This is a genomic window from Endozoicomonas acroporae (assembly GCF_002864045.1).
Lineage (GTDB): Bacteria > Pseudomonadota > Gammaproteobacteria > Pseudomonadales > Endozoicomonadaceae > Endozoicomonas > Endozoicomonas acroporae.
This window is the reverse complement of record NZ_PJPV01000097.1, coordinates 1-23,683: the sequence shown is the minus strand read 5'-3', so window position 1 is coordinate 23,683 and position 23,683 is coordinate 1. Positions and strand designations below refer to the sequence as shown.

At 49.4% G+C, this 23,683-nt stretch carries 20 protein-coding genes and 1 tRNA gene; 6 read left to right on the top strand and 15 right to left on the bottom strand.

Annotation, left to right across the window (positions count from 1 at the left end; all coding sequences use genetic code 11):
* Positions 1-84 precede the first annotated feature (84 nt).
* Both CX664_RS16225 and CX664_RS16220 read left to right on the top strand, forming a co-directional pair.
* Complete coding sequence (locus tag CX664_RS16225; protein WP_180966523.1) at positions 85-1,095, top strand: nucleoid-associated protein; 1,011 nt, start codon at positions 85-87, stop codon at positions 1,093-1,095.
* Positions 1,096-1,442: 347 nt separating this feature from the next.
* The gene (locus tag CX664_RS16220) at positions 1,443-2,240 is read left to right on the top strand and encodes a hypothetical protein (RefSeq protein WP_101747751.1); all 798 of its coding nucleotides are present in this window, start codon (positions 1,443-1,445) and stop codon (positions 2,238-2,240) included.
* A 39-nt stretch (positions 2,241-2,279) separates the two neighbouring features.
* On the opposite strand, the gene CX664_RS16215 is transcribed toward CX664_RS16220, so the two are convergent.
* From CX664_RS16215 to CX664_RS25785, 5 genes are all read right to left on the bottom strand, one after another.
* Entirely contained in the window at positions 2,280-3,056 is a 777-nt protein-coding gene (locus CX664_RS16215) for an SAM-dependent methyltransferase (protein WP_101747750.1), read from the bottom strand.
* 116 nt (positions 3,057-3,172) lie between these two features.
* Entirely contained in the window at positions 3,173-3,616 is a 444-nt protein-coding gene (locus CX664_RS16210; RefSeq protein ID WP_180966522.1) for an IS66 family transposase, read from the bottom strand.
* Positions 3,613-3,900 carry a hypothetical protein gene (locus CX664_RS16205; RefSeq protein WP_101747748.1) on the bottom strand — a complete coding sequence of 96 codons (288 nt, stop codon included), beginning with the start codon at positions 3,898-3,900 and terminating at the stop codon, positions 3,613-3,615. Before CX664_RS16205 ends, CX664_RS16210 begins: the two co-directional genes overlap by 4 nt.
* A gap of 143 nt (positions 3,901-4,043) precedes the next feature.
* Positions 4,044-4,331 carry a hypothetical protein gene (locus CX664_RS16200; RefSeq protein WP_146000065.1) on the bottom strand — a complete coding sequence of 96 codons (288 nt, stop codon included), beginning with the start codon at positions 4,329-4,331 and terminating at the stop codon, positions 4,044-4,046.
* Positions 4,332-4,859: 528 nt separating this feature from the next.
* Positions 4,860-5,420 carry a hypothetical protein gene (locus CX664_RS25785; protein WP_146000064.1) on the bottom strand — a complete coding sequence of 187 codons (561 nt, stop codon included), beginning with the start codon at positions 5,418-5,420 and terminating at the stop codon, positions 4,860-4,862.
* Positions 5,421-5,596: 176 nt separating this feature from the next.
* Here CX664_RS25785 and CX664_RS16190 point away from each other — a divergent pair, with 176 nt between their 5' ends.
* Entirely contained in the window at positions 5,597-5,833 is a 237-nt protein-coding gene (locus CX664_RS16190) for a hypothetical protein (RefSeq protein ID WP_101747745.1), read from the top strand.
* 165 nt (positions 5,834-5,998) lie between these two features.
* On the opposite strand, the gene CX664_RS16185 is transcribed toward CX664_RS16190, so the two are convergent.
* A complete protein-coding gene (locus CX664_RS16185) occupies positions 5,999-8,167 on the bottom strand; it encodes an ankyrin repeat domain-containing protein (RefSeq protein ID WP_101747744.1) in 2,169 nt (722 codons plus the stop codon).
* Between the two features lie 175 nt (positions 8,168-8,342).
* Between CX664_RS16185 and CX664_RS16180 the strand changes: the two genes are divergently transcribed.
* Positions 8,343-8,528 carry a hypothetical protein gene (locus CX664_RS16180; RefSeq protein WP_101747743.1) on the top strand — a complete coding sequence of 62 codons (186 nt, stop codon included), beginning with the start codon at positions 8,343-8,345 and terminating at the stop codon, positions 8,526-8,528.
* A 500-nt stretch (positions 8,529-9,028) separates the two neighbouring features.
* Here the strand turns inward: CX664_RS16180 and CX664_RS26490 are convergent, their stop codons facing one another.
* A complete protein-coding gene (locus CX664_RS26490) occupies positions 9,029-9,310 on the bottom strand; it encodes a hypothetical protein (protein ID WP_180966521.1) in 282 nt (93 codons plus the stop codon).
* A 474-nt stretch (positions 9,311-9,784) separates the two neighbouring features.
* On the opposite strand from CX664_RS26490, the gene CX664_RS16170 reads away from it, so the two are divergent.
* A complete protein-coding gene (locus CX664_RS16170; protein WP_101747766.1) occupies positions 9,785-10,024 on the top strand; it encodes a DUF3094 family protein in 240 nt (79 codons plus the stop codon).
* A gap of 125 nt (positions 10,025-10,149) precedes the next feature.
* Positions 10,150-11,463, top strand: a complete 1,314-nt coding sequence (locus CX664_RS16165) for an FAD-dependent oxidoreductase (RefSeq protein ID WP_101747741.1) — start codon at positions 10,150-10,152, stop codon at positions 11,461-11,463.
* 49 nt (positions 11,464-11,512) lie between these two features.
* Here the strand turns inward: CX664_RS16165 and CX664_RS16160 are convergent.
* From CX664_RS16160 to CX664_RS16125, 8 genes are all read right to left on the bottom strand, one after another.
* Positions 11,513-11,588, bottom strand: a tRNA-Lys gene (locus CX664_RS16160).
* A 212-nt stretch (positions 11,589-11,800) separates the two neighbouring features.
* Positions 11,801-12,859, bottom strand: a complete 1,059-nt coding sequence (locus tag CX664_RS16155) for an efflux RND transporter periplasmic adaptor subunit (protein WP_101747740.1) — start codon at positions 12,857-12,859, stop codon at positions 11,801-11,803.
* A complete protein-coding gene (locus CX664_RS16150; RefSeq protein ID WP_101747739.1) occupies positions 12,856-15,930 on the bottom strand; it encodes an efflux RND transporter permease subunit in 3,075 nt (1,024 codons plus the stop codon). Before CX664_RS16150 ends, CX664_RS16155 begins: the two co-directional genes overlap by 4 nt.
* Before the next feature lie 104 nt (positions 15,931-16,034).
* Positions 16,035-16,733 (bottom strand): Type 1 glutamine amidotransferase-like domain-containing protein, encoded by a 699-nt coding sequence (locus CX664_RS16145; protein ID WP_101747738.1) that lies wholly within the window; start codon positions 16,731-16,733, stop codon positions 16,035-16,037.
* Between the two features lie 190 nt (positions 16,734-16,923).
* Positions 16,924-17,424 carry a GNAT family N-acetyltransferase gene (locus tag CX664_RS16140; RefSeq protein ID WP_101747737.1) on the bottom strand — a complete coding sequence of 167 codons (501 nt, stop codon included), beginning with the start codon at positions 17,422-17,424 and terminating at the stop codon, positions 16,924-16,926.
* A 61-nt stretch (positions 17,425-17,485) separates the two neighbouring features.
* Positions 17,486-19,543, bottom strand: a complete 2,058-nt coding sequence (locus tag CX664_RS16135; RefSeq protein WP_101747736.1) for a M13 family metallopeptidase — start codon at positions 19,541-19,543, stop codon at positions 17,486-17,488.
* A 121-nt stretch (positions 19,544-19,664) separates the two neighbouring features.
* Entirely contained in the window at positions 19,665-21,452 is a 1,788-nt protein-coding gene (locus tag CX664_RS16130; protein ID WP_219622212.1) for an ABC transporter ATP-binding protein, read from the bottom strand.
* 67 nt (positions 21,453-21,519) lie between these two features.
* Complete coding sequence (locus CX664_RS16125) at positions 21,520-23,262, bottom strand: ABC transporter transmembrane domain-containing protein (RefSeq protein WP_101747734.1); 1,743 nt, start codon at positions 23,260-23,262, stop codon at positions 21,520-21,522.
* Positions 23,263-23,683 lie beyond the last annotated feature (421 nt).

The following is a 23,683-nucleotide window of genomic DNA, read 5'->3' as shown; positions in this document are numbered from 1 at the left end:
GCCGGGAGTTTGTCGAGTAAAGCAAAACACGCAGAATCCCTGTACCATATTGAGCTATCAATTCGGACTTTCCAGCATCAAGTCATGACCATCAAACAGATTATTGTGCACAAACTGGACCTTGCCCATGGTTCAGAGCAGTTACAGCCCACTCCAGCTTCCCAGAGCCTGGTCTCCACCCCCTCTCTGGAGCTGGTACTGGATGACTTGCTGCAAACCTATAATAAAAAACCCGACAAGTGTTATGGTCAGTTCTCTGATCTGGCAGAGGACAGTTTTCCTGAACGCCTGAAGCAATATATGGATCAAAGTTCCGATGAACAGGCCGTCGGTTTTACCCAGTTCACCACAGAAACACTGACCCGCCTTGGGCAAAACCTCAGTGAGGCCGGAGCCATCAATGGTGGCTATGTGATGTTCGCAGACTATCAACAAGGCCTGACCCGTTATCTGCTGCTTTGCATGCTCAGCAGCCAGAACAGTGTCACCATTACTGATGAGCTGACCATTCAGGACACGTCCTACCTGGACACTGCTCGTATGTCCCTGGCCTGTCGCATCAACATTACCGACTGGCAGAAAAACCCGGAAGCGGGGCGCTATCTATCATTTCTTCGACCAAAAGGAGGCAAACGTCTCAGCACCGTATTCCAGGAGGTGATTGGCTGCAGTGAAACCAGCAGCAGCAAAGACGAAGCGGACACCCTTCTCAAGGCAGTGGAGGCTTATTGTCAGGAAGAGCCGGTGGAAGAAAACCGCACGATTGTAAAACGACAGGTTTATGATTACTGCCAGAACAAACTGGACGAAGGGGAAAGTCTGTCAATGCAGGAGCTGACAGGCCACCTCAGCGAAGCTGGCCCGGATGACTTTGCCCGCTTCGTCAACACCGGGGATTATGACATGAGCACCCCCATGTCCCCTGAACGCCGCAAGTTGACCCAGCTGGTACGCTATACCGGGCGAAGCAAGGGACTCAGCCTCTCTTTTGATGCCGAGCTGCTGGGCGGGCAGATTCGCTATGATGAAACCAACGACCAACTGATCATCACCGGGGTTCCTGACAAACTGAAAGCACAGCTTAAGCAGAATTAAGCAGTATCCATACCAGAACAAATTTGCTACAAATAAAGACAAGGGATTGATCTGACGCCCAGGGATGGGTGCCTGCATCACACTGCACACGCTTTTATTCGCAGAGGGTATTCAGGTCTGCTTCCTAGGAGGCTGTCCGAGAATAGCGCCCGTAGCGAGGATGGCAGAAAATTGAGGATAAAAAGTCGGAAATTTTTAGTGAATAGTGGTTCTATTTGCTAAAAATTTCCGACTTTTTAGACCAATTTGCTGCCACCGCAGTAGGGCAGTCTATTCTCGGACAGCCTCCTACAGCGAGCATCCCGCTTGCCGATAAACACCTGATAAAAAACAACCCGGAAGCCACTATGATTTTTCGTGCAGCTTTTCGTGCAGCAACGGTAATCACATTATCCTCAATCCTGCTGGCATTCGGTGTAAAAGCGAGCGAAAAAGAACCCCCTGCCCTATCTCCTGCCACCATTATCCAACAGCAAATAATGCTCAATGACATACTGATCAGCATTCACCGCCTGCAGCTGGATTTTCTCGATCAGGATGCCAGAAACGCGCTGCAGCTGGCACAGCAATCAGTCAACATCACCATCAATACGCTGCCAGAAAGCCTTGATGATCCTGAAGCCAATAAACTGCTGGTCACCGTCGTATCCCTTTGGCCGGTGGTCAACAAACACATTACCTGGCTGAGCACCATTCCAGCCAGCTCTGCCCCCCCTTCTGGAACCTCATTACTGCGGGTACTGGCGAAAATGGATCGCCAGCTGTTGCTGCTGAGGCAAAAAGTCACCAATGTACTGGCTGGAGACAAGGCCAATCTGCGCTTTCTGGAGCAAGCGCTACTGATGCAATACATGACCAGAGACTACCTGAACCTGCTGGTTTCAGAACAAAATACCGAGATCGCCAATACTAACCAAATGCAACTGAAAGCACAGGCCAACCGGTTCCATCAGCGAATGACGGCTTTTAATGATGAGTTAGGTGATCATCCCCACGCCATGGTACCCGTCAAACAGGCAAACGCCGCCTGGTCGTTTATTCACAGCAGCTTTGAGCGGTTTCCGGAACGGAAGATACCCGATCTGATTGTACGTTATGGCAAACGGATTGTGCGCAGGCTTTCTTCCGTCCAACGTATGCTGTAAATAAGCGCTCTCCAGCCACGGCTATCACGTACAAAAGCATCATTCTTCATTCTCTACCATCCCGCTCTCGGGAACGATGCAAGAATAGCTGTCTGACACATGACTCCCCGGCGCCATAATCGTCAGCACTTCAGTTGCCGACATCCTTTCCTGCAAAAAAACCTCCGCCTCTCCCCACTCAAAAGGCACCGTGAACTGATCAGTCACCTTAAACGCCTGCTGATGCAGAAATGGCTGCAGCGCATAGCTGACGGTAATAATCCTGATGCCAGCAGGCAGCTCGGCCAGGCGCTCTGCCAGCCCGGTAATGACATGATCATCAAGATTTGAGCCATACAGGTAGATAATTGATGCGCTATCCAGTGGCGACGTCAGATAGTCTTCACAACGAACATCAATGCCATGCAACCGCATACGCTGGCTGGTACGCTGCAAACGCCAGCAGAACAGTGGAATCTGCTCAATAGCGGTAACCTGACACCCCTTAACCCCCTGCAACCAGATACTGGTAAAACCACTCCCGGCACCAAGTTCAAACACATGATCGTCTGAAGTTACGCCCGATCTTTCCGCAATTAACTCCAGGCTGGTCAAGGGTGTTTCACCGTAGACATAGATGTTCTCTGCCTTGATACGACGTTGGTAACGACGACTGACCGCGTACGGACTATCCAGCAGATAACTGAGCTTCAACCATAACCATGGAAAAACAAACCGTGGGTTTATGCCATATCGCTTCACCTCCATAAAACTCTGTCGCCATTGATAACGCCATTGCCGGAAAGCCAGTAATAACAATTCCCTGTTAAATGCCATGCCTTTGCCTCTGATCGAAAGTGATTTCGAAAGTGCCCTGCCCCTTATATTAATACCAGCCACTTTCCGGAACGCAAAATACTTGATGCCAACCGGGGGTTTTCCCTAATGCTTAATCAGACTGATCTGGCAGGTGGTGGATCGTGGATTCGTAACTCGTTGAGCCGACTTTCACTCATTTGCCAGGGAATCCACTGGCTTAAATCTTCCGGGGGCTTTCTGTCATTGGCAATACATGCCTCCAGATAGCCTGTCAGCCACCGCTGCTGATTAATCTTCCACAGGTTCAGGGTCATTAACGCCGTAAAAAGCCAGGCTGCCAGCTCCGCACTCCACTCACTCCGGCTGCCATAATAGTTCTTTCTACCGACAACCGGACCACGAAGTGTTTGCTCTGCGATGTTATTGTCCATCGGAATATCCAGGTCATGGACAAATCGGCAAAGCCCCTTGTTCACAAGTCTCGCTGGTGACGGGGCAGCGACAATGGCGGGCGTTGTCGGACAGTTACATGTTTTGAGATACCGCTTGCGATGGTAGCGCCGTATATGCGGCTTCACTTGAATCTCAATGACATCGCAATGATCGCAACCCGGGTGTGGCTTAAAAGATAAGCGACAAGTGGCGCAATAACTGTCGTTTCCGGCAGATCAACTTCCTGGTCAACGACCGGCAGGTTTTCATGTTTTCTCCGGCCGTGTTCCTGAGTCCCTGGTTGATGGCCTCGATTACGATTCGACGATGGTCGTGTAGTATTTTTACCCTGCTTTTCTGAATTCTGTTTGGAACGGCTTTTCTTCTCGGTAGAGCGACCAAAGATCATGTGTTTTAAGTAGCTGGCCATATGGAATCATATATTTCTGGCTACTTGGGCAGGTGCTATGCGAGGCACAACGGAGGGAGCATAGCCGTAGCTATGTGACCGGAGTTGTAACGAAGCAGAGTGCCTGAACAAGGAGTCAGAAATATATGATTTCATATGGTTAGCTACTTATTATGGGACAGCTGGGAATGGAGGTCTTTGATTTGCGCTTCAAGCCGAACAATTTCAGCCTCATGTGCCTTTTTCATTGAGGCTATAGTGGCTGTCAGCTCGCGCTCACGTTGCCTGGCTCGCTCGAACATTTCCTGATAATGGTTGGCCTGCCACTTGAGATCAATGTATTCCTGCTTGGTCAAAGTGACTTGAACAAGACTGAAGGGTGTGGGGGCGACGGGTTGGCCAGAAGTGGATTCAGGCGTCTGGATATCAAACATCCACAAAGCATAGTTCAACAGCAGGCTTTTGATGCTTGAATTATGACTTCAGCAAACAGTTACTTTCAAGGTTCAAGACTTAACATAAGAATTTGAAAATTCAAACGTCTAATGACTTTCAAAAGGAAAGACCTGCCCCCGGTTGCAGCCTGCCGCGTTGCCCATGACACCATTCATTGCTTTAACCTGCTTTATGTCTCAAGACTGTGGGTAGGACAAAAATCAGCAGAGAAAATTCCATAAAAAACAGCATATAGAACAAGAGGATTGTCGTTAAAATCCCTGAGTCAGGTACGCACCTAAACGTCTTGCATCAGTCATTGAACGTTTGTTTACCGAAGTTCAAGTGATGGCAACCAACGAATATCTGGCAACTTTCAAGGCACTTATTCCTGGAGGGGTGCGGGTCGTCGCCACCATTTTACGGCCAATAGGCCAATAAAGGTAATGCCACCAGTCAGGCCAGGCTACGGGAGGGTTCTATGACTGCCATCAAAGCGGAGTCTGAAGGTGTTGGGGTAAAGGTATTTATTCAGAAAGGAGAGATCAAACGCGTTGCGCCGAGTTTGGGGCAGTTTGAGGTGGAGGTTTGAGACAATCAAGATTCAAGACCCGACCCCGGTTCCCTTTGACATCGGCACCGTAGTCGATCAAGAGCCGGACTACATGAGGATGTCCGTTCTTTAAGGCGACAGCTAACAGGTGTTCAGGATGACCGGTGGTCACCGAATAATAAAGCCGATTGGCCAAATTCTCGTCCTGGCGCAGGAGCGCCCTCAGCTCGGGCAGATTTCCGGTACGACAGTAATTAAATATCTGGGTTTCACAATAAGGGGATTCGTCAACAAGCGGTCTCATACCGTCTATACGAATCAATGGCAGTGCCGGTTGCCTGCAATCACAACATTGGCGTTGGTCAAGAGCCTTTGCTGACTGTTGTTCACTGTTGAGCCAGTCTGTGATGCATTCCAGGTGGAAAACGTGACGTGCATCGCAAGAGGTTTTGACCAGAGAACGCCCGCCAAGCTGTCCGTAATAGCCGTCGTCACGACTACAGATAGAACATTCAAAGAATAAATTTGCCTCGTTTCTACCGACACCATTCATCGCTTTAGCCAGCCATTTGACTCAACACTGTGGGTAGGGCAAAAATCAGCGGATTAAGTTCCACAAAAAACAGAATTTTTAATAAGACGATTGTCGTTAAAATTCAAAAGTCAGGAGCGAACCTAAAACCTAACCACCTCGCATAAGACATTAGTCGTTTATTAGAAATAGAAGTGATGGCAACCACAAATATCTGGCAACAGTTTAAGGTACTCATTGCTGAAGGGGGGCGGATTTTCGCCACCATTACCGCCAACAATGGCAACGGTACAAGTCAGGCCACCCTCTGGGATGGTTCGATTATTACCGTTAAGGGGGGGGAGTCTGTATGTGTTGGGGAAAAGGTATTTATTCAGAAAGTAGAGATCAAAAGTGTTGTACCGAGTTTGTCGCAGTATGAAGTGGAGGTTTGAAACAAACAAGATTCAAGGCCCGGCACCGGTTCTCCGCGCCATTTTATTGCTCACTGTAGAAGACAGCCTGATGGTTGGGCTCTATAGTCTTCAAGAATTTTCTTGCACTCTGTGTGGCCATCCATTGCCGCTAAGTCAAGAGCCGTCCAGCCATCGTCATCCTCCTTAATTGACCTCAATGCCTTTAGCAGTAAGTAACACCTCGACGATCTCTGTGCGGCCATTACTAGCAGCTAAGTGGAGAGCCGTCCAGCCATCGTTGTCTTTCTCATTGACATTGATTCCACTGGCGGCCACCAGCTCCTTGACGGTTTCTGGACTAGCGTATCTAGCAGCCAAATGGAGAGCCGTCCAGCCTTTGTTATCCTTCTCATTGACATTGATTCCTCTGGCGGCCACCAGAACCTTGACGGTTTCTGCATTGGCGTTTCTGGCAGCTGCGTGGAGAACCGTGCAGCCATCGTCATTCTTCTCTTTGGCCAGGGAGGGGTCAATCTCCAGCAATTTCTGGATGGCCTCTGTGTCGCCTTGACGAACAGCTAAGCGGAGAGCCACAAGTTTCAGCAGCTTGACGGTCTCTTTGTGGCCATTCTTTTCCGCTAAGTGGGCAGCCGTCGAGCCTGTGTTAGTCTTCTCTTTGGCCAGGGAGGGGTCAATCTCCAGCAATGTCTGGATGGCCTCTGTTTTTCCATTACGAGCAGCTAAGTGGAGAGCCGTCCAGCCATCGTCATCCTTCTCTTTGGCCAGGGAGGGGTCAATCTCCAGCAATTTCTGGATGGCCTCTGTGTGGCCATTACGAGCAGCTGCGTGGAGAGCCGTCCAGCCATCGTCATCCTTCTCTTTGGCCAGGGAGGGGTCAAACTCCAGCAATTTCTGGATGGCCTCTGTTTGGCCTTGATAAGCAGCTGCGTGGAGTGCCGTAGAGCCATCGTTAGCCTCCTCTTTGGCCAGTGAGAGGTCAAAGTTCAGCAATGTCTGGATGGCCGCTGTTTTTCCATTACGAGCAGCTAAGTGGAGAGCCGTATCGCCATCTTTATTCTTCTCTTTGGCAATCTCCAGCAATTTCAGGACGGCCGCTGTGTCGCCTTGACGAGCAGCTAAGTGGAGAGCCGTCCAGCCATTTATATCCTTCTCTTTGGCCAGGGAGGGGTCAAACTCCAGCAATATCTGGATGGCCTCTGTTTGGCCTCGATCAGCAGCTTTGTGAAGAGCCGTTTCGCCCTTCTTATTGGTGGCATTTATATTCGCCTTATTTTCAATCAGCTGCCTCAGGCATTCGCCGTGGCCGTTACAAGCGGCCAGATGCAGGGCTGTTTCGCCGTTATTGTTGCGAGCATTGACCTTCTCTCTGTTGATTTCAAGCATCCTTTCCAGGCATCTGCTATACCCCATGGCTGCAGTGATATGTAACGGCGTTTGACCTTCTTCATTGGTTTCGTTGAAGTGCCTCTCGCAGAGAAGAGTGAAAAATTCCAAAGGTCTTTCTCTGGCAGCAGTGTTCAGTGCAGTAAAAATATTTGCACCATGTTGTTCCAGAATGCGTCGGCCCTCGGTGTAGTCTGACAGAAAAGCGATGTTCAAGGCATCGTTAAGGTTGTTCGCTCCCGCTGTGATCAGGCTTCCAAGACGCTGCGTTTGCCCCAGCTCGGTGGCTTCGAGCAGTGCGTTATTAAGGGCAAGTTGGCCTGGTTGAGTGCTGCTCAGGTATCTAAGCAGTTGAGCATCGCCCTTCCGGTCAGCCGTGCGCACTACGTTATTGATATCCGCCCCAGCCTCGATCAGCATATTGAAGTCCTCGGTGCGGCGCTTCTGGGCAGCAATGTACAGGGGGGACTCACCATTGTGCTCGACGGCATTGACATCGGCACCGCAGTCGATCAGGAGCCGGACTAAATCAGTATTCTCGTTCTTTATGGCGACAGCTAACAGGTGTTCAGGATGACCGGTGGTCACCGAATGGTAAGTCCGATTGGCCAAAGTCCTGTCCTGGCGCAGGAGCGCACTCAGCTCGCGCAGATTTCCGGTACGACAGTAATTAAATATCTGGGTTTCACAATAAGAGGATTCGTCAACAAGCAGTCTCACACCGTCTATACGATTCAATGGCAGTGCCGGTTCCCTGCAGTATGCACATTGGCGTTGGTCAAGAGCCATTGCTGACTGTTGTTTACTGTTGAGCCAGTCTGAGATGCATTCCAGGTGGAAAAAGTGACGTCCTTCGCAAGAGGTTTTGACCAGAGAACGCCCGCCAAGCTGTCCGCAATAGCCGTCGTCACCACGACAGATAGAACATTCAAAGAATAAATTTGCCTCGTTTCTACCGACACCATTCATTGCTTTAGCCAGCCATTTGACTCAACACTGTGGGTAGGGCAAAAATCAGCGGATTAAGTTCCACAAAAAACAGAATTTTAACAAGACGATTGTCGTTAAAATTCAAAAGTCAGGAGCGAACCTAAAACCTAACCACCTTGCATAAGACATTAGTCGTTTATTAGAAATAGAAGTGATGGCAACCACAAATATCTGGCAACAGTTTAAGGTACTCATTGCTGAAGGGGGGCGGATTATCGCCACCATTACCGCCAACAATGGCAACGGTACAAGTCAGGCCACCCTCCGGGATGGTTCGATTATTACCGTTAAGGGGGGGAGTCTGTATGTGTTGGGGAAAAGGTATTTATTCAGAAAGTAGAGATCAAAAGTGTTGCACCGGGTTTGTCGCAGTATGAAGTGGAGGTTTGAAACAAACAAGATTCAAGGCCCGGCATCGGTTCTCCGCGCAATTTTATTGCTCACTGTAGAAGACAGTCTGATGGTTGGGCTCTAAGTAGTTGGCCAAATGGAATCGTATATTTCTGGCTAAGTGGGCAGTTACTATGCAAGGCGCAACGCAGGGAGCATAGCCGTAGCTATGTGACCGGAGTTGCAACGCCGCAGAGTGACTGCCCACTTAGTCAGAAATATATGATTTCATTTGGTTAACTACTTATAGTCTTCAAGAATTTTCTAGTCGATCAAGAGCCGGACTAAATCAGTATGTCCTTCCTTTAAGCGACAGCTAACAGGTGTTCAGGATGACCGGTGGTTACCGAATGGTAAGTCCGATTGGCCAAAGTCTCATCTTGGCGCAGAAGCATTTTCAAGTTGGTCGTATCCCCAGTACGGCAGGCATTAAATATCAGGGTTTCACAATTAAGGTGATTCGTCTTCAAGTGGTCTCATACCGTTCATACGGATCAATGGCAGTGCCTTTTTCTGGTTACATTCACCGCATTGGCGTTCATCAAGCCTTTTTACCTTCTGCTGATCACTGTCAAACCATCGGGTAATGCATTCCAGGTGAAAAACGTGAGGTATCGGATTGCAAGAGGTTTTGACCAGTGAACGCCCACCATATTCTCCTCTGATATACCCGTCATCACCACATAGAATACAATTGAAGGATAAATCTGTCGCATTATCGACACCGTTCATCGCTTTAGCCTACTTTGATGACTCAAAACTTTGCCGTGAAAGAAAAATTGCCACGGAGACACAGAGGCACGGAGACAAGATAAAGTTTTACCTCTGTGTCTCCGTGCCTCCGTGGCAATTTTCTTTCACGGCAAAGAGGACACAAATGCCCATGGCGCGTGAAAATAGTTTGCGCCACCCTCAGGGGTGAAAAATGGTTAAGCAAAATATTTTTCACGGCAAAGAGCACGAAGGGAAAGGAAATTTCTTCTTTGTGCTCTTCGTGACCTTCGTGGTTCCGTCTTTAACTTCTCGAAGAGGTGAGTAGGCGCTTAATGTCTACCTTAAGAAGCCCTGTTAACTGAATGACAATGGTGTTCACTGGTTTTGCAAATCCGGCCGAAAAGTTTGATAAATCGGTCAAAAACCATCCCATCACCTTTCCGCCGATCTCAGAATGTACTATGTTTGGGCTGAAGAAAGGGAGTTATGACCATGAGCCAGAGTACTTCTGCACCTGTCGCCGATAAAAAGCCCATTGCCAGTTCCGCCCAACAATCCAAACGGCTGTATCCTGAAGACCAGCAGCGGGTTGATCAGTATTTAAAGGAAGGGGTTAATGAAGTCGAGCGTTCGCCATTCAGACCTCTGCGCCTGATGGCCTGGCTAACGGTTGTTATTGTTGTGCTTGGTGTTTTAAGCCGGATCATCGGCTACCTGGTTTTACCTGACTGAGAGGATGACCTGCAACCAGAACGCAGGCAAAAAAATAGCCATGAACAGTAAGTTCGGCTCTCCGGTGAAACAATAACAGCCCTTATAACAGCCATACATAATTAATAGAAAAAACTGGAATCAATGTGAAGAACAAACTCCATAGAATCGTGATCGTTGGTGGTGGTGCCGGGGGGCTTGAACTGGCCACCGGCCTGGGCAGGAAACTCGGCAAAAAACAGCGCGCTGAAATCATCCTGATCGATGCCAATAATACCCATTTCTGGAAACCACTCCTGCACGAAGTGGCCGCTGGCTCCCTTAATGCCTTCGAAGATGAATTAAGCTATCTGGCACAGGCCAAATGGAACCACTTCAAATTTATTCCCGGCAAGATGGCCAGCCTGAATCGCGCAGAAAAGTCCATCGGACTCAGCCCTGTTAAGGATGCCAGCGGTCACGAGGTTGTGCCTGCCCGCACCCTGGCCTACGATCAGCTGGTTATTGCCGTCGGCAGTACCGCCAACGACTTCAATACACCCGGTGCCAGAGAGCACTGCCTGTTCCTGGATAACCGTCAACAGGCAGAGAAAATCCACACCACTCTGATTAACCACTATCTTCACGCCCAGGCAAGCAATAACGAAAGCACCAGGCTTCGCATTGCCATTATTGGTGCCGGTGCCACTGGCGTGGAGCTGGCCGCAGAACTCCATTTTGCCGCCATTGAACTGGCCCACTATGGACTGGATGCCATCAAGCCGGAGGATCTGGAAGTAACCATCATCGAGGGAGGCGCAAGAATACTGCCTGCACTGCCGGTTCGAATCAGCAACAGTGTTCAAAAGCAGTTAAGCAAAATGGGGATTCGGGTAATGACCCGGCAGATGGTGAGCGAAATCAAGGCTGACGGGGTAACCACCCGTGATGGTGAGTTTATTGAATCCGACCTGAGAATCTGGGCAGCGGGGATCAAAGCACCTGAGTTTCTGTCCGATATAGACGGCCTGGAAACCAACCGGATCAATCAACTGGTTGTCCGTTCCACCTTACAAACGACGCTGGACGATCAAATCTACGCCATGGGCGACTGCGCAAGCTGCACCCTGACCGATAGTAAAAATGAACATATTACTATCCCTCCCCGGGCACAGGCGGCCCATCAACAGGCATCCCTGCTGGCCAAAAGCCTGATAGCCCAGGCCAATGGCGCCACAGCGCTGGAATTCAATTACCAGGATTACGGCTCCCTGATCTCCCTGAGCCGCTTTAGTGCCGTGGGCAATCTGATGGGTGCCATTACCGGCGATATGATGATTGAGGGAACACTGGCCAAATGGTTTTACATCAGCCTGTACCGAATGCACCAGATGACGCTCTTTGGCAAGCTGAGAACCGGAACATTGATTCTGAAGGACCTGATCAGCAGGACAACCCGACCACAGCTTAAACTTCACTAACAAAAAAGCCGCAGGCAAAAAGTTCACCAACGGCTATAAAACTGGAAAATGGTGGGTCGTGTAGGATTCGAACCTACGACCAATTGGTTAAAAGCCAACTGCTCTACCGACTGAGCTAACGACCCATGTCTACACCAGCCACAGGCTGATAGACAGAATAAGAACTCCTCGTCCACAACTGACTGCGAACCAGAGAGGCGACGATATTACCCATCCCCATAGAGCTTGTAAAGCCCATAGGACGAAAGTATCACTCAGTAATTCCCGCAATCCGTCCCATAATAAAGTGATCTGCCATAACTGTGGAGCAGTTCACTGCACGGTAGAAATCCTGAAATCATCCAGCGTTCTTTAACTCGCCATCAACCAGCGTAACCACATCATCAGCCTTTAAACCAACGGCACCTCGTACGACCACCCGATCACCGGGATACACATCCCCACGTATCGTTACATACAGCTCACTGCCAGACAGCACTTCAATAGCTACAGGCTGCGCTTGATAAACCTCGCTTTCCCGGATGACTTTAACAACCTTATGCCCATCACCGTCCATGACCACGGCATCCCTGGGAACCCTCAATGCTTTCAGCGGTTTTTTCAGTGGTATGGCAACCTTCACCGGAGCACCGGGAGCCCAGTTAACGTCAATCGGGCTCAGCCGCACCTCCATTAACCTGGACTTTGAATCTGCCGACCCCGCCCGGGTAATCAACTGTGACTGGTAAGTTTTTTCACCGTCGCGGATATCCAGCAAGTTTTGCTCATCCAGATAGCCTGACAGCTCAATGGGTACCTGAACCTTCACCTCAATCCGTCCGGTATTAATCAGTTGAACAAGGGGGTCACCAATAGAGACAAATTCACCAGCGGCCGACATTCGATCATTAATCACTCCGGCGAACGGCGCTCGTATTTTTGTTCTTTGCAACTGATCAAGCGCCTTCTTATGATTCACAGTAGCCAGCTGCCAATCCAGTTTGGCAATACGATAATCATGTTCCGCTGTATCCAACACACTTTTTGAAATACTTTTCTTCTTATGCAATGCCTGAAGACGCTCAAGCTCTTTATTCAAATACTCAAACTTCTCACGGGCCCTGAGCATTGCCAGCTCTTGACTGTCCACTTCCAGTGTTAGCGCTGCATCATCCACTCTGGCCAGCAGATCACCTGCTTGCAATGGTTGTCCAAAATCCGCCAGCCAGACAATTCGACCACTCACTTCTGCACTGATCCTGGCACTCTCCCGGCTGATTACAGAGCCGTTCAACCAATGAACAGGGGCTGAATAATGAGTTTCCACCACAGCCGTGGTCACGGCAGTAGAACTGAAGCTAACGGGAGCAACCAGCATCAGCAGGATCAACATACCGTTCAGACGTAATAGTTTCATGCGCTTGGCTCCATTTTGGTATCAGCCACCTCTTTTTCACCGACCCGTAACAGGCTCGGCAGCAGCACTAATGTAAAGACCGTACTGATGGTCATGCCGCCAATAATCACTGCGGCCAGCCCACGATATATTTCACTGCCCGTTGCAGGACTTAATAACAGCGGCAACATGCCAAAGATACTGGTCAAAGTGGTCATAAATATCGGGCGCATCCGGGTAACCAATGCCTGCTGGACCGCCTGTTTTCTGTTCATTCCTGAACGCTCACCACTTCGGGCCTGATGAACCAGTAGAATGGCATTATTCACCACCAGCCCCAGCAGAATAATAAAGCCGACCATGGTCAAAAGATCCATAGGTTGAGCAGTAATACCATTCAATAAAACCATCGCCAGCAAACCACCCACCGTGGCCAGTGGCAGCGTCAGGATGACCAGCAGCGTGTCTCTGAAGGACCTGAATAACCCCCAAAGCAGGATCATTAAAATCAACAGTGCAAAGATAAAAATATTCAGTAAGTTGTTAATCGCTTGCTTAAGGCTATCAGCATTACCGGAAATTTTTATCTGGCCACCGTCTTTAATCCCGTCTTTAATCAATTGAGAAGCTTTCGGGACAATGGTCTGCTCGACAAAATCCAGTGTGTCTTCCAGGGTCATATCATCAGTCGGTGAAATTGACAGGGTCAGTGTCCGTCGCTGATCGACCCGGCGAATACTTTCCGGCCCCAGTCTCGACTCGACCGACAACAGCTCACCAAGAGGAACAACAAACCCGGCGGGGGTCATCAACGGCGTCATTTCCAACACCTGGGGGGAGCGGATTTCATTGCCGCGCATAATAATGTCCAGGCTCTCCTGGCCATCAAAATATTCTCCCAAATGAATGCCTTCTCCCAGACTCTGTATGATCACTGGCAGACTGCCCCGGTACCAACCCACTTCAGAAAGGCGACGATCATCCGGCAAAAGCCTCAGTTCCGGTGCTGTGAAATCCAGCCCGGGAAAAGGCCGTACATCAGCACCGGGCAACTCCTCCTGAATTAGCCCAATCACCCGCTTTGCTACGGTATAAAGCCCGGGAAGGTTATCTGACTGAAGGTCGAGGTTAACGCCATTACCGTTGCCATAATTGCCAAACAAGTTGCCCTGGCGGGCAAAAGCCGTTGCATCGGGAATATCATTGACAATGTCCTGTCTGACCAACCTTTCCAGCACTTTCACCTGGCTCTGGTCTTTCGCTCGAATCCCCATGGTTGCGCCACCGGGCCACAGAATAAAGTAATAATTTTTCAATGCTGGCTCAGCAGTACCTTCCATATACGGTTTAAGCCGTTCAATCAGGAGTGGAACCACCTCCTCCTTAACCGATGAAACACTGGTTCCCGGAGAAAAATTAAACCAGACGTCGACAGCATCCCGTTTAACTTCCGGCAGATAATCCATTCGGGGCATAGCGACACGGGTTAATACGATTGGCAGCCCCATCAGCACAACAATAATCAGCCAGCGGCGACGGCTGGTTGAGGTCAGGCGAACAATCCAGTCACTTATTCCCTGCCAGATATGGCGGTAGTGGTCTTTAAATTCCTGTTGTGGTAACCACCGTGCGGCAGCGGTGGGCAGCACAGTCATGGCAATCAACAGTGAAACAGCCACCGAAACCGCAATGGTCAAGGCAAGGTCAGCAAACAGCTGCCCCTCCACATCATTCAGAAGCATAACGGGCAGAAAGATAGCGATCGTCGTCAGTGTTGATGCCAGCAGTGCGCCCCATACCCTGGACGACGCCACTTCCACCGCTTTAACTGGTTCGATATTACTGTTCTCCCTCTGTCGCACGATGCTTTCCAGCATCACAATGGCCGCATCCAGTACCATACCAACAGAAAATGCCAGCCCGGCCAGAGAAATAACATTTAAGGTACGGCCTGTGAAAAACAGAATACCCAAAGTAATCATCAGGCACACAGGGATCGACATGGCAATGATCAACGTTGCCCGCCAGCGCCGCAAAAAACACCAGAGAACGGCAATGGCCAGCAAAATCCCAAAGAGCAGGTTGGTACTGACCATATCCAGGGCGCGCTGAATAAATACCGAAGCATCAAAGGACTGAACCATCTTCACCCCTTCAGGCTCCAACACATCGTCATTCAGTTTTTTAACTGCAGTCTTGATACCCAGTAATGCATCCAGGGCATTGGCACCAGACTCTTTGAAAATCTGCATGCCAATGGCCGGGTTGCCATTCTGAATGCGCAGCGTTCGCTCCTTACCCCGGCTTATGGAAATATCTGCCAGATCACGAAGGTACACGGGCAAACCGTCACGCCAGGACACCACCATGTCACCCAGCTGGTCAATCTCATATTTACCCGCCAGCCGCAGTTTATACTCACGGCGCCCGATATTCAGGGTACCGCCGGAAACATCAAAACCGGTGGCTACACGAGCTGCCAGCTCAGGAATAGTGACCCCAAGCTCTGCGGCACGCCATGGGTCAAAAACAATATCCAGCTGCTGTTCCCCTTCGCCACGGACAGCGACACCAGCAACACCGGGAATACTTTCCAGCACCGGTTTCACCCGGGAATCAATCAGCCCCTGATAGCTTTTAATGGAACGATCATTGCCCGGTAACTGCTGAAGAAAAAACCAGGTCAGGCTGTCATTGGAGCCATTATTATTGACAAACGGTCCACGGATATTGTCTGGCAGGCCAGAAACCCGATTCAGGCGATTGATCACCTCAAGCAGGGTTTCCTGCATGTCCGTGCCCAGGGCAAATTCCATATCAATTTCAACACGTCCGCTGCCTGAATCACTTTCCATCATCTTCAACCCTGGCAGACCTTTAAGCGCCTGTTCCAGTGGATCTGTGACTTCTGATTCTATCTCCTCCGGTGCCGCTGCCCTCCAGAACACCTCTACCGACAGATGCGGACGATCAATATCAGGAAACAACTGAATGGGCAGCTGACGTATACTCATCAGGCCAAACATGAAAGTCAGCGCAACCGCAATAGCAATCACTGCCGGGTTGTGGATGGAGAAGCGGGTCAGATTCATATTACTTTAGTTCTTGTTTTTATCTCAAAAAATCTACATATAAAGGTGATAGTCTTTCTGTTGTCTCCCCATACTGAGATCAACCAGCTACACGTTCAGTTCCTTCATTCGATAAGCAATTCTCCAACCACGCAATGCTCAACTAACCGCCCCTCCTTCATCTCCACACGATATGCTGAAGCACCGCGCCTTGAGGACACTACTCGAATCAACTCGCCATTGAGGTAATGAAGACCAACCCCGTCATCTGCTGCAATACCCGGGGAAAGGCGACCGTGTTTAATCAATCCCTGATAGGCAGGTCTTCGGTTTTCTTCACCGTCATAGTGTGGACAATGGCTACCAGATAAAAAGCCCAGGCATGGGTATGGCTGCAAATCACCGCCAAAGGAATCAGTAACCCCTGCTTCAAACCAGCAGATTGAACCGGCACTTAACCCACACAGCACGGTTCCACTGTTCAATGCTTTTTTCAGCGCCTGATCAACACCATGAAGCTGCCAGATAGCCAGCATATTGACCGTGTTTCCGCCGCCAACATAGATCACATCCTGTGAGCAAAGAAAAGCCTCAATATCCCGGCCATCTCTTCGGAACAGCTCAAGATGACAAGGTTGACACTCCCGTTGAGCAAAACGCTGATAAAAACGAGTAATATAACTCTCACTGTCACCGGATGCTGTGCCTAGAAAACAAATCCTCGGATTATTTCCACCTTGCCGAAGGATATAATCATCCAGTACCGGTGAAGACTCCATGGAAAATCCACCGCCACCAAGAGCGATAATCTGCTGACTACTCATAAATTCACTGTCTTTTATTAATTCTTGTATTTCAGGGTAAGCATCTGATTTTGACCAATCCCGTTGGTGGCAACTTTTTATTATAATCGGGCACTTCCAGCCTCCTCAGGCTGAAAGTGCCCGATAACGTACCTGCCACTGGTTCCCTAATCTGCTCTTTGATTTCTGGCAAAAAGTCATACAAGCTCAATTACCGTTTGTTAATCCTGCCCATATGGTAAACACCAACATACTCACCGTTTCGAAAAGCATAATCCGGTGACTCGCCTTCTACCTGAAAACCAAATTTTTTATAGAGCTTAATTGCAGGTTCATTATCCACGAACACCGTCAATTCCATTCTTCGCAGGTTCAGCCAGTTATCTGCCAGATCCACCATGGCTGCCATCAAGGCACTGCCAACACCCTGCCCCTGGCTGTCATCACGAACGGCCATTCCGAGATAACCTACGTGGCGTCGTCGCGGATTGGGTGGGTTATCCAGAAACAGATAACCAACCACTTTCGAATCTATTTCTGCCACGTATTGATGGACACTTTCCCGATTGCTCTTCTCCAGGCGGTTTTCCCAGAGCTGCAGAGATGGTCGTGGGAGCTGCATTGTACCGGAATAAGCCCGCTCTCCCTCGTAGAGTTTTCTGAGATGATCCGCATCGTTCATTTCTACGGATCTGATAATAATTTCAGCCATTGAGCAAGCTCCTTTTTAAATGGCCTCCTGTACCTGACAGGAGGCAAAAGCACGATTGGTATTACCAGATCTTTACCCGGTCTTCTGGTTTGCGGTACATACCATCACCTTCTTCCACCTCAAAGGCTTTATAGAATTCATCAAGGTTGGATAACACTCTCGCCCGATATTCACCCGGGGAATGGGGACCCACCACTAACTGCTGGCGCAAAGCCTCCTCACGGGATTTAATTCGCCAGATCTGCGACCAACCCATAAAGAAACGCTGCTCTCCGGTAAAACCATCAATCACTGGTGACTCTTCACCATTAAGCGACAACTGATAGGCTTTCAAGGCAACACTCAAACCACCAAGATCGCCAATGTTCTCACCCAGGGTCAACTGGCCATTAATGCTGATATCATCGAACGGTTGAAAGGCGTTGTATTGATCCACCAGCCTGGCACCACGGGCCTTAAACTGCTCAAGGTCTTCCTCACCCCACCAGTTTCTCAGGTTGCCATCACCATCATACTTTGCCCCCTGGTCATCAAACCCATGACCCAGCTCGTGACCAATAACCGCACCAATGGATCCGTAATTCACCGCATCATCGGCGGCCAGATTAAAAAACGGTGGTTGCAGAATGGCTGCCGGAAAAACAATCTCGTTGTTCACCGGATTGTAATAGGCGTTCACGGTCTGTGGTGTCATAAACCACTCACTGCGATCCACCGGTTGACCCGCCTTTCCGGCCATTGTTGCGTACTGCCACTGACTGGAGCGCATCAGGTTGCCAACCAGGTCATCCGGTTTAATGTCCAGCGTTGAGTAATCACGCCATTGATCGGGATAACCAATCTTTGGCGTAAATTTACTCAGTTTGATCTTGGCGGCAAATTTGGTTGGCGCACTCATCCAGGGAAGATCGTCAATGGAAGCCTCAAATCCCTCAATAACGTTATCAACCAACACTGACATTCTGGCTTTTGCTTCCGGTGGAAAGTACGTTTTAACGTACTCCTTACCCAACAGTTCGCCAAGGACATCATCCGCTGCGTCAACACCCCGCTTCCAGCGTGGTGCAGGCTCCTCAATACCTCTTAACGTTCTGCCGTAAAAATCAAAACGTACCTGGGCAAAGGGTTCACTTAAAGACGACGCATAACTGTTTAATGTATGGAATGTCAGGTAGTTTTTCCATGTCGAGATATCAGTACCACTGATAATGGACGACAGTTTTTCAAAGTAGCCCGGCTGACGCACAATGACCTGATCAACATCAACACCGGCCTGCCGGAGATACCGGGAAAAATCAAAATCCCCCATTAATTGGTTGGCATCAGCTACTGTCATTTTGTTGTAGGCTTTGATCGGATCACGTCGCTCCACGCGAGACCACTGAACTTCAGCCAGCCTTGTTTCCAGCGCCATAATCGCTATTGCCACTTTTTCGGGCTCTGGTTGACCCGCCAATACCAAAAGTTCGGTCATGTAATCCTGGTATTGTTGCCGGATAGCCTTATATCGCTCCCCCTCTGCCAGGTAGTAGTCCCGATCAGGAAGCCCCAAACCGGATTGACTCACATAGAGTGCATTCACTTCAGATTGTCGTGCATCATTATTGACGTACCAGCCTAATGGGGTGGTGATGCCCCTGGTCCCCAGATCAGCCAGAAGCCCGGGCAAATCCTGGTGGGTATTTATACCAGCGATTCGGGAGAACTCAGCTGCTAAAGGCGTTACCCCAAGCTTATTGATACGCTCTTCATCCATATAGCTGGCATAAAAATCCCCCAGCTTCCGTGCATCCTCATCAGCCGCCGATTGTCTGTTTTCTGCCGCTGCTTCCAATACTTTCCGAAGGGCTTCCTGAGACTCGTCATAAAGTTTGCTGAAGGCACCATAGCGTGATTTGTCTTCCGGTATCTCTGTTTTATCAAGCCATTGACCATTCACATAACGATAGAAATCATCCTGCGGACGCACGGACGAATCCATATTGTCATACTCAATACCAGAAATCTCAGGGGCCTGAGCTACTTCCTCGTGCTTCTCAAGAGAATGATGGGAGCTAACTGCACAGCCTGTTATTAACGCGGTACCGACAACAGCAACTGTCAGGAGTTTCAACTTCATAGGCTTAACTCTTCGTTTCCTGATCCATATGGTTTAAACAATCAGTGTATAATTTCGGTTCATTTTAAACGACGATATCTGTCTGTTTGCAAAAATACGGTTGCAAAAGGCCTGATAGACTTTAACTAACCAGCGACAACCTGTCAGACTCCTGCACTACAACATCCTGCTGTGCCTTAAACATATCCCGATACAACCCCTGCTCTTTCAGCAGTGACTGATGAGTTCCCCGCTGAACTATTTTGCCTCGCTCCATCACCAGAATCAGATCTGCGTCTTCAATAGTGTTCAATCGGTGGGCAATCGCTAACGTCGTTCTGCCCTGCCTCAGGGTAAACAACGACTGTTTGATAGCCAGCTCGGTTTCACTATCAATATTGGCAGTGGCTTCATCCATGATCAGAATCGCAGGGTCCTGAGCCAGCGTTCTGGCAAACGACAGCAGCTGTTTCTCACCACTTGACAGTGACTGCCCACGCTCACCCATTTTCTCTTCATAGCCATCATGAAGCTGCTCTATAAAACCAGATGCCTGAACCCGGTTAGCCGCTTCTTTCACTCCCTGCTCGGATATTTCAGACTTTCCCAGGTGAATGTTCTCAGCAATGCTGCCCTGAAAAACAAAAGGTTCCTGAAACACCAGCCCAAGGCTGTCTCTCAAGGCCTGTTCCGAGAATAAGGCCAGGGGCTGGTCATCTATCAGCACTGAACCTTTCTGGTGGTCATAAAACCGCATTAACAGGTTAACAATGGAACTTTTACCACTGCCGGTATGGCCAACCAGCGCGACAAATTGCCCGGGCTCAACGGTAAAACTGATACCATCCAACGCCTTGTTAACCCCATCATAAGACAGCTCAACATCACGAAACTCTATACGACCACGCTGAATAACCACACCATTCTTACGCTCCGGTCTATCCTCAACCGGTTCATCCATCAACTGGAAAACCCGCTCAGCAGAAACCACTGACTGCTGCCAAACCTGCATCTGCATGGTGATATGGGTCAATGGCTCAAACATACGATCGAGATAGTTGATAAACGCATAAAGCAACCCGATCTCTACCGGCCCGCTCAATGCCTGACCAGTAAAGCCACCGACCATTAATGCAAGCGCCAACATGGCAGCAAAATGGACCATTGGCCTCAAGAGCACGCCATTAATGATCACCAGACGATTCTGAATCCGCTGATACTCTTGACACGTATCTTCAAACTGCTGACTGACCCGCTTCTGCTGACGCAATACCTGAATAACCGACATCCCCTGTATGGATTCATTAATCCGGGTATTGATATCACTGAGCACAGCGCGGGATGCATGAAACACCGGATGGCTGTATTTCTGATAAAGATAAATACAGCCAACAATAATGGGCAGAATAGCCAGACAGAATAGTGCCAGCCGAACATCCAGCAAAAACATGGCGATGATGACGCCAATAATGGTGACAACACCTTTGATGGTATCGGGCAGTGCCTGAACGAACAGGTCCCGAACGGTTTCTGTATCGTTAGTCACCCTTGACACCAGCTTGCCCACCGGCTCCCGGTCAAAAAAAACCATCGGTAACCGGAACAGGTGATTAAACACTTGACGACGAATATCGTGTACTACCGACAGCGCCACTTTTTGAAACAGCATGGCTTCAAACCAGCTCATCACGGCGGCCATCAGGTACATTGCCATAAAACCAACCGCTAACAGGATCAGGGCATTCTGATCCCAGTCACGGGGAACCACATGGTCATCAATAAACGTTTTCATTAATACCGGCGCATAGAGCGTGGCACCGGTACCCAGTAACATAAGCAACAGACTGAGCACCAGCTGCCGCCGGTAGGGTCTTCCATAATTCAACAGCCGTATAAACTGCTGCTTATTGTTCTTATTCCTTTCCAACACGTTTCCACCCAGTTCCCAAGGCCCGGAAGACAGAGTTAAGTAGCTAACCATATGGCCAGCTACTTAGTCACCCTGATGTTTTTATTTCCAGAGACTGACGTTTAAATATTCTGGCGTACCAGCCATTCCCGGCGATCAACTCCCTGTGCGCCCCTGATTCGCTGATCCGGCCTTGATCAAGCACCACAATCTGATCCGCCTTGTTCAAGTTAGTCAGTCGTTGGGTAATCAGAACAATGGTTTTCTGTTGACCTGATGTTATCAAGTTGTCGAGAATTCTCGCCTCAGTCTGCATGTCCAGAGAGCAAAAAGCATCATCAAACAGCAGAACATCCGCATCCAGCAGTAATGCCCGGGCAATGGTCAGCCTTTGCTTCTGGCCACCGGACAGGTTGACTCCTTTCTCACCAAGCATGGTTTCATAACCATCTTTAAACTGGACGATGTCGTCATGGACACAGGCCAGCCTGGCAACCCGTTCAATCTCTGCACGGCTGGCCAACGGTTTTCCAAAAGCAATGTTTTGTGCAATGGTCGCAGAAAACAAAAACGGCTCCTGAGCCACCAGGGCGAAGCGGCTTCTGAGCTGATCCAGCGAGAACTGTTGATGATCAACACCATTTAACTGAATACTCACGGCAGCATCGTCGTACTGTCGTAACAGCAGCCTCAGCAAGGTGGACTTCCCACTGCCAGTTCTGCCACAAATACCGACAAACTGCCCTTTCTTCAGAGTCAGTGCCAACTGCCCCAAAGCCTTTTTATCTGCGCCAGGGTAAGTGAAGCTTTTAATGTCAAACCGGATATCACCATCCAGTCTTTTAACAGTCTTGAATTCACTATCAACCACACCGGGCTTTTCGCCCATCAGTGACTGAAGGCGGTTGAGCGAGGCATTCCCCCTTTCCACAATATTGAACAGCCAGCCAAAGGCAAACATTGGCCAGACCAGTAACCCCAGATAGATGGTAAATGTCGTCAGTTCACCCAGGGTCATCAGTCCACTGTCAATGCGCCATGCACCAAAACCCAGACTTCCCAAAACAGAAACACCCACACAAATGGAAATCGTCGGATCAAACATCGCATCAATCCGGGCCACTTGCATATTGGCAGCGACGGTAGTTTCTGATTGAGCTGCGAACTTCTGCATCTGTGAATGGTTCAAATCATGAGCCCTGATCGCCCGCACTCCGGAAACCGCTTCCTGAACCCGGTTATTGAGATCGGAAAACGCCTCCTGGGCCAGCTTGAATCGGGAATGCAGTAAGCCCGCATACCTGAACATCAGCCAGGCCATAACCGGGAAAGGCAGCAGCGCAGCCACGGTCATCTCCCAACCGCACACCAGAACCATGGCAATAATCACCGCAGAACCGGCAATCATGGAGTCCACCAGAGTAAGCACACCCTCTGCCGCGGTCATTTCAATGGCTCTTACGTCATTGGTCCCGTGAGCCATCAAATCACCGGTATTGTGTCGCTGATAGAACTCCGGCGACATCCGGGTAAGGTGATGAAATAAACGCAGGCGCATTACCCTGCCCAGCTCAATCGCTCCACCAAACAACATAATCCGCCAGCCATTTCGCAGGGCGTATATGGCAAGACCAATAAAGGCAATAAGCAGCGATGACTGCAAAACACTGGCAAAAGTAATGCTGCCCTGCTGCACCTCATCGACGAGATCACCGATAATCCAGGGCGGCAATAACTCTGCAAGAGACACCAGAATCAGAAAAAGTACACAACAGCTGTAACGCAGCCAGTGTTGCTTAAAGAACCATCCCAGGTTCCAGAAAATAGACATGTATCCCCCAATGCCTTTTAACTACTAAATTCAGCCGATAACAGGCTAAGAAATGAATACGTCAGGGTCATGTATTCACCAACCAGTCAAAACCGATGGGAACAGCAATACTGTTCGAGACAAGACAGCTGACAACAACACTTGGTTTGATTGAAAGAAAACAGCGTTAATAAGATGTGCAGCTATCCTAAGTAGTTGGCCAAATGGAATCGTATTTTCTGGCTAAGTGGGCAGTTACTATGCAAGGCACAACGTAGGGAGCATAGCCGTAGCTATGTGACCGTAGTTGTAACGCCGCAGAGTGACTGCCCACTTAGTCAGAAAATACGATTTCATATGGTTAACTACTTATGGCAGGGGGTTTAGCAGACCACCCATACTGTCCACAGCGACAAGTCCATGGATGCACACAATGGCAAAC

Excerpts from the sequence above, each read along its gene's own strand:
- CX664_RS26490 (WP_180966521.1), bottom strand. The coding sequence starts at position 9,310 with ATGAACGGTGTCGATAATGCGACAGATTTATCCTTCAATTGTATTCTA.
- CX664_RS16150 (WP_101747739.1), bottom strand. The coding sequence starts at position 15,930 with ATGAATCTGACCCGCTTCTCCATCCACAACCCGGCAGTGATTGCTATT.
- CX664_RS16155 (WP_101747740.1), bottom strand. The coding sequence starts at position 12,859 with ATGAAACTATTACGTCTGAACGGTATGTTGATCCTGCTGATGCTGGTT.
- CX664_RS16225 (WP_180966523.1), top strand. The coding sequence starts at position 85 with ATGACCATCAAACAGATTATTGTGCACAAACTGGACCTTGCCCATGGT.
- CX664_RS16205 (WP_101747748.1), bottom strand. The coding sequence starts at position 3,900 with ATGGCCAGCTACTTAAAACACATGATCTTTGGTCGCTCTACCGAGAAG.
- CX664_RS25785 (WP_146000064.1), bottom strand. The coding sequence starts at position 5,420 with ATGAATGGTGTCGGTAGAAACGAGGCAAATTTATTCTTTGAATGTTCT.
- CX664_RS16125 (WP_101747734.1), bottom strand. The coding sequence starts at position 23,262 with ATGTCTATTTTCTGGAACCTGGGATGGTTCTTTAAGCAACACTGGCTG.
- CX664_RS16180 (WP_101747743.1), top strand. The coding sequence starts at position 8,343 with ATGGCAACCACAAATATCTGGCAACAGTTTAAGGTACTCATTGCTGAA.
- CX664_RS16135 (WP_101747736.1), bottom strand. The coding sequence starts at position 19,543 with ATGAAGTTGAAACTCCTGACAGTTGCTGTTGTCGGTACCGCGTTAATA.
- CX664_RS16215 (WP_101747750.1), bottom strand. The coding sequence starts at position 3,056 with ATGGCATTTAACAGGGAATTGTTATTACTGGCTTTCCGGCAATGGCGT.
- CX664_RS16170 (WP_101747766.1), top strand. The coding sequence starts at position 9,785 with ATGAGCCAGAGTACTTCTGCACCTGTCGCCGATAAAAAGCCCATTGCC.
- CX664_RS16145 (WP_101747738.1), bottom strand. The coding sequence starts at position 16,733 with ATGAGTAGTCAGCAGATTATCGCTCTTGGTGGCGGTGGATTTTCCATG.
- CX664_RS16140 (WP_101747737.1), bottom strand. The coding sequence starts at position 17,424 with ATGGCTGAAATTATTATCAGATCCGTAGAAATGAACGATGCGGATCAT.
- CX664_RS16185 (WP_101747744.1), bottom strand. The coding sequence starts at position 8,167 with ATGAATGGTGTCGGTAGAAACGAGGCAAATTTATTCTTTGAATGTTCT.
- CX664_RS16220 (WP_101747751.1), top strand. The coding sequence starts at position 1,443 with ATGATTTTTCGTGCAGCTTTTCGTGCAGCAACGGTAATCACATTATCC.
- CX664_RS16190 (WP_101747745.1), top strand. The coding sequence starts at position 5,597 with ATGGCAACCACAAATATCTGGCAACAGTTTAAGGTACTCATTGCTGAA.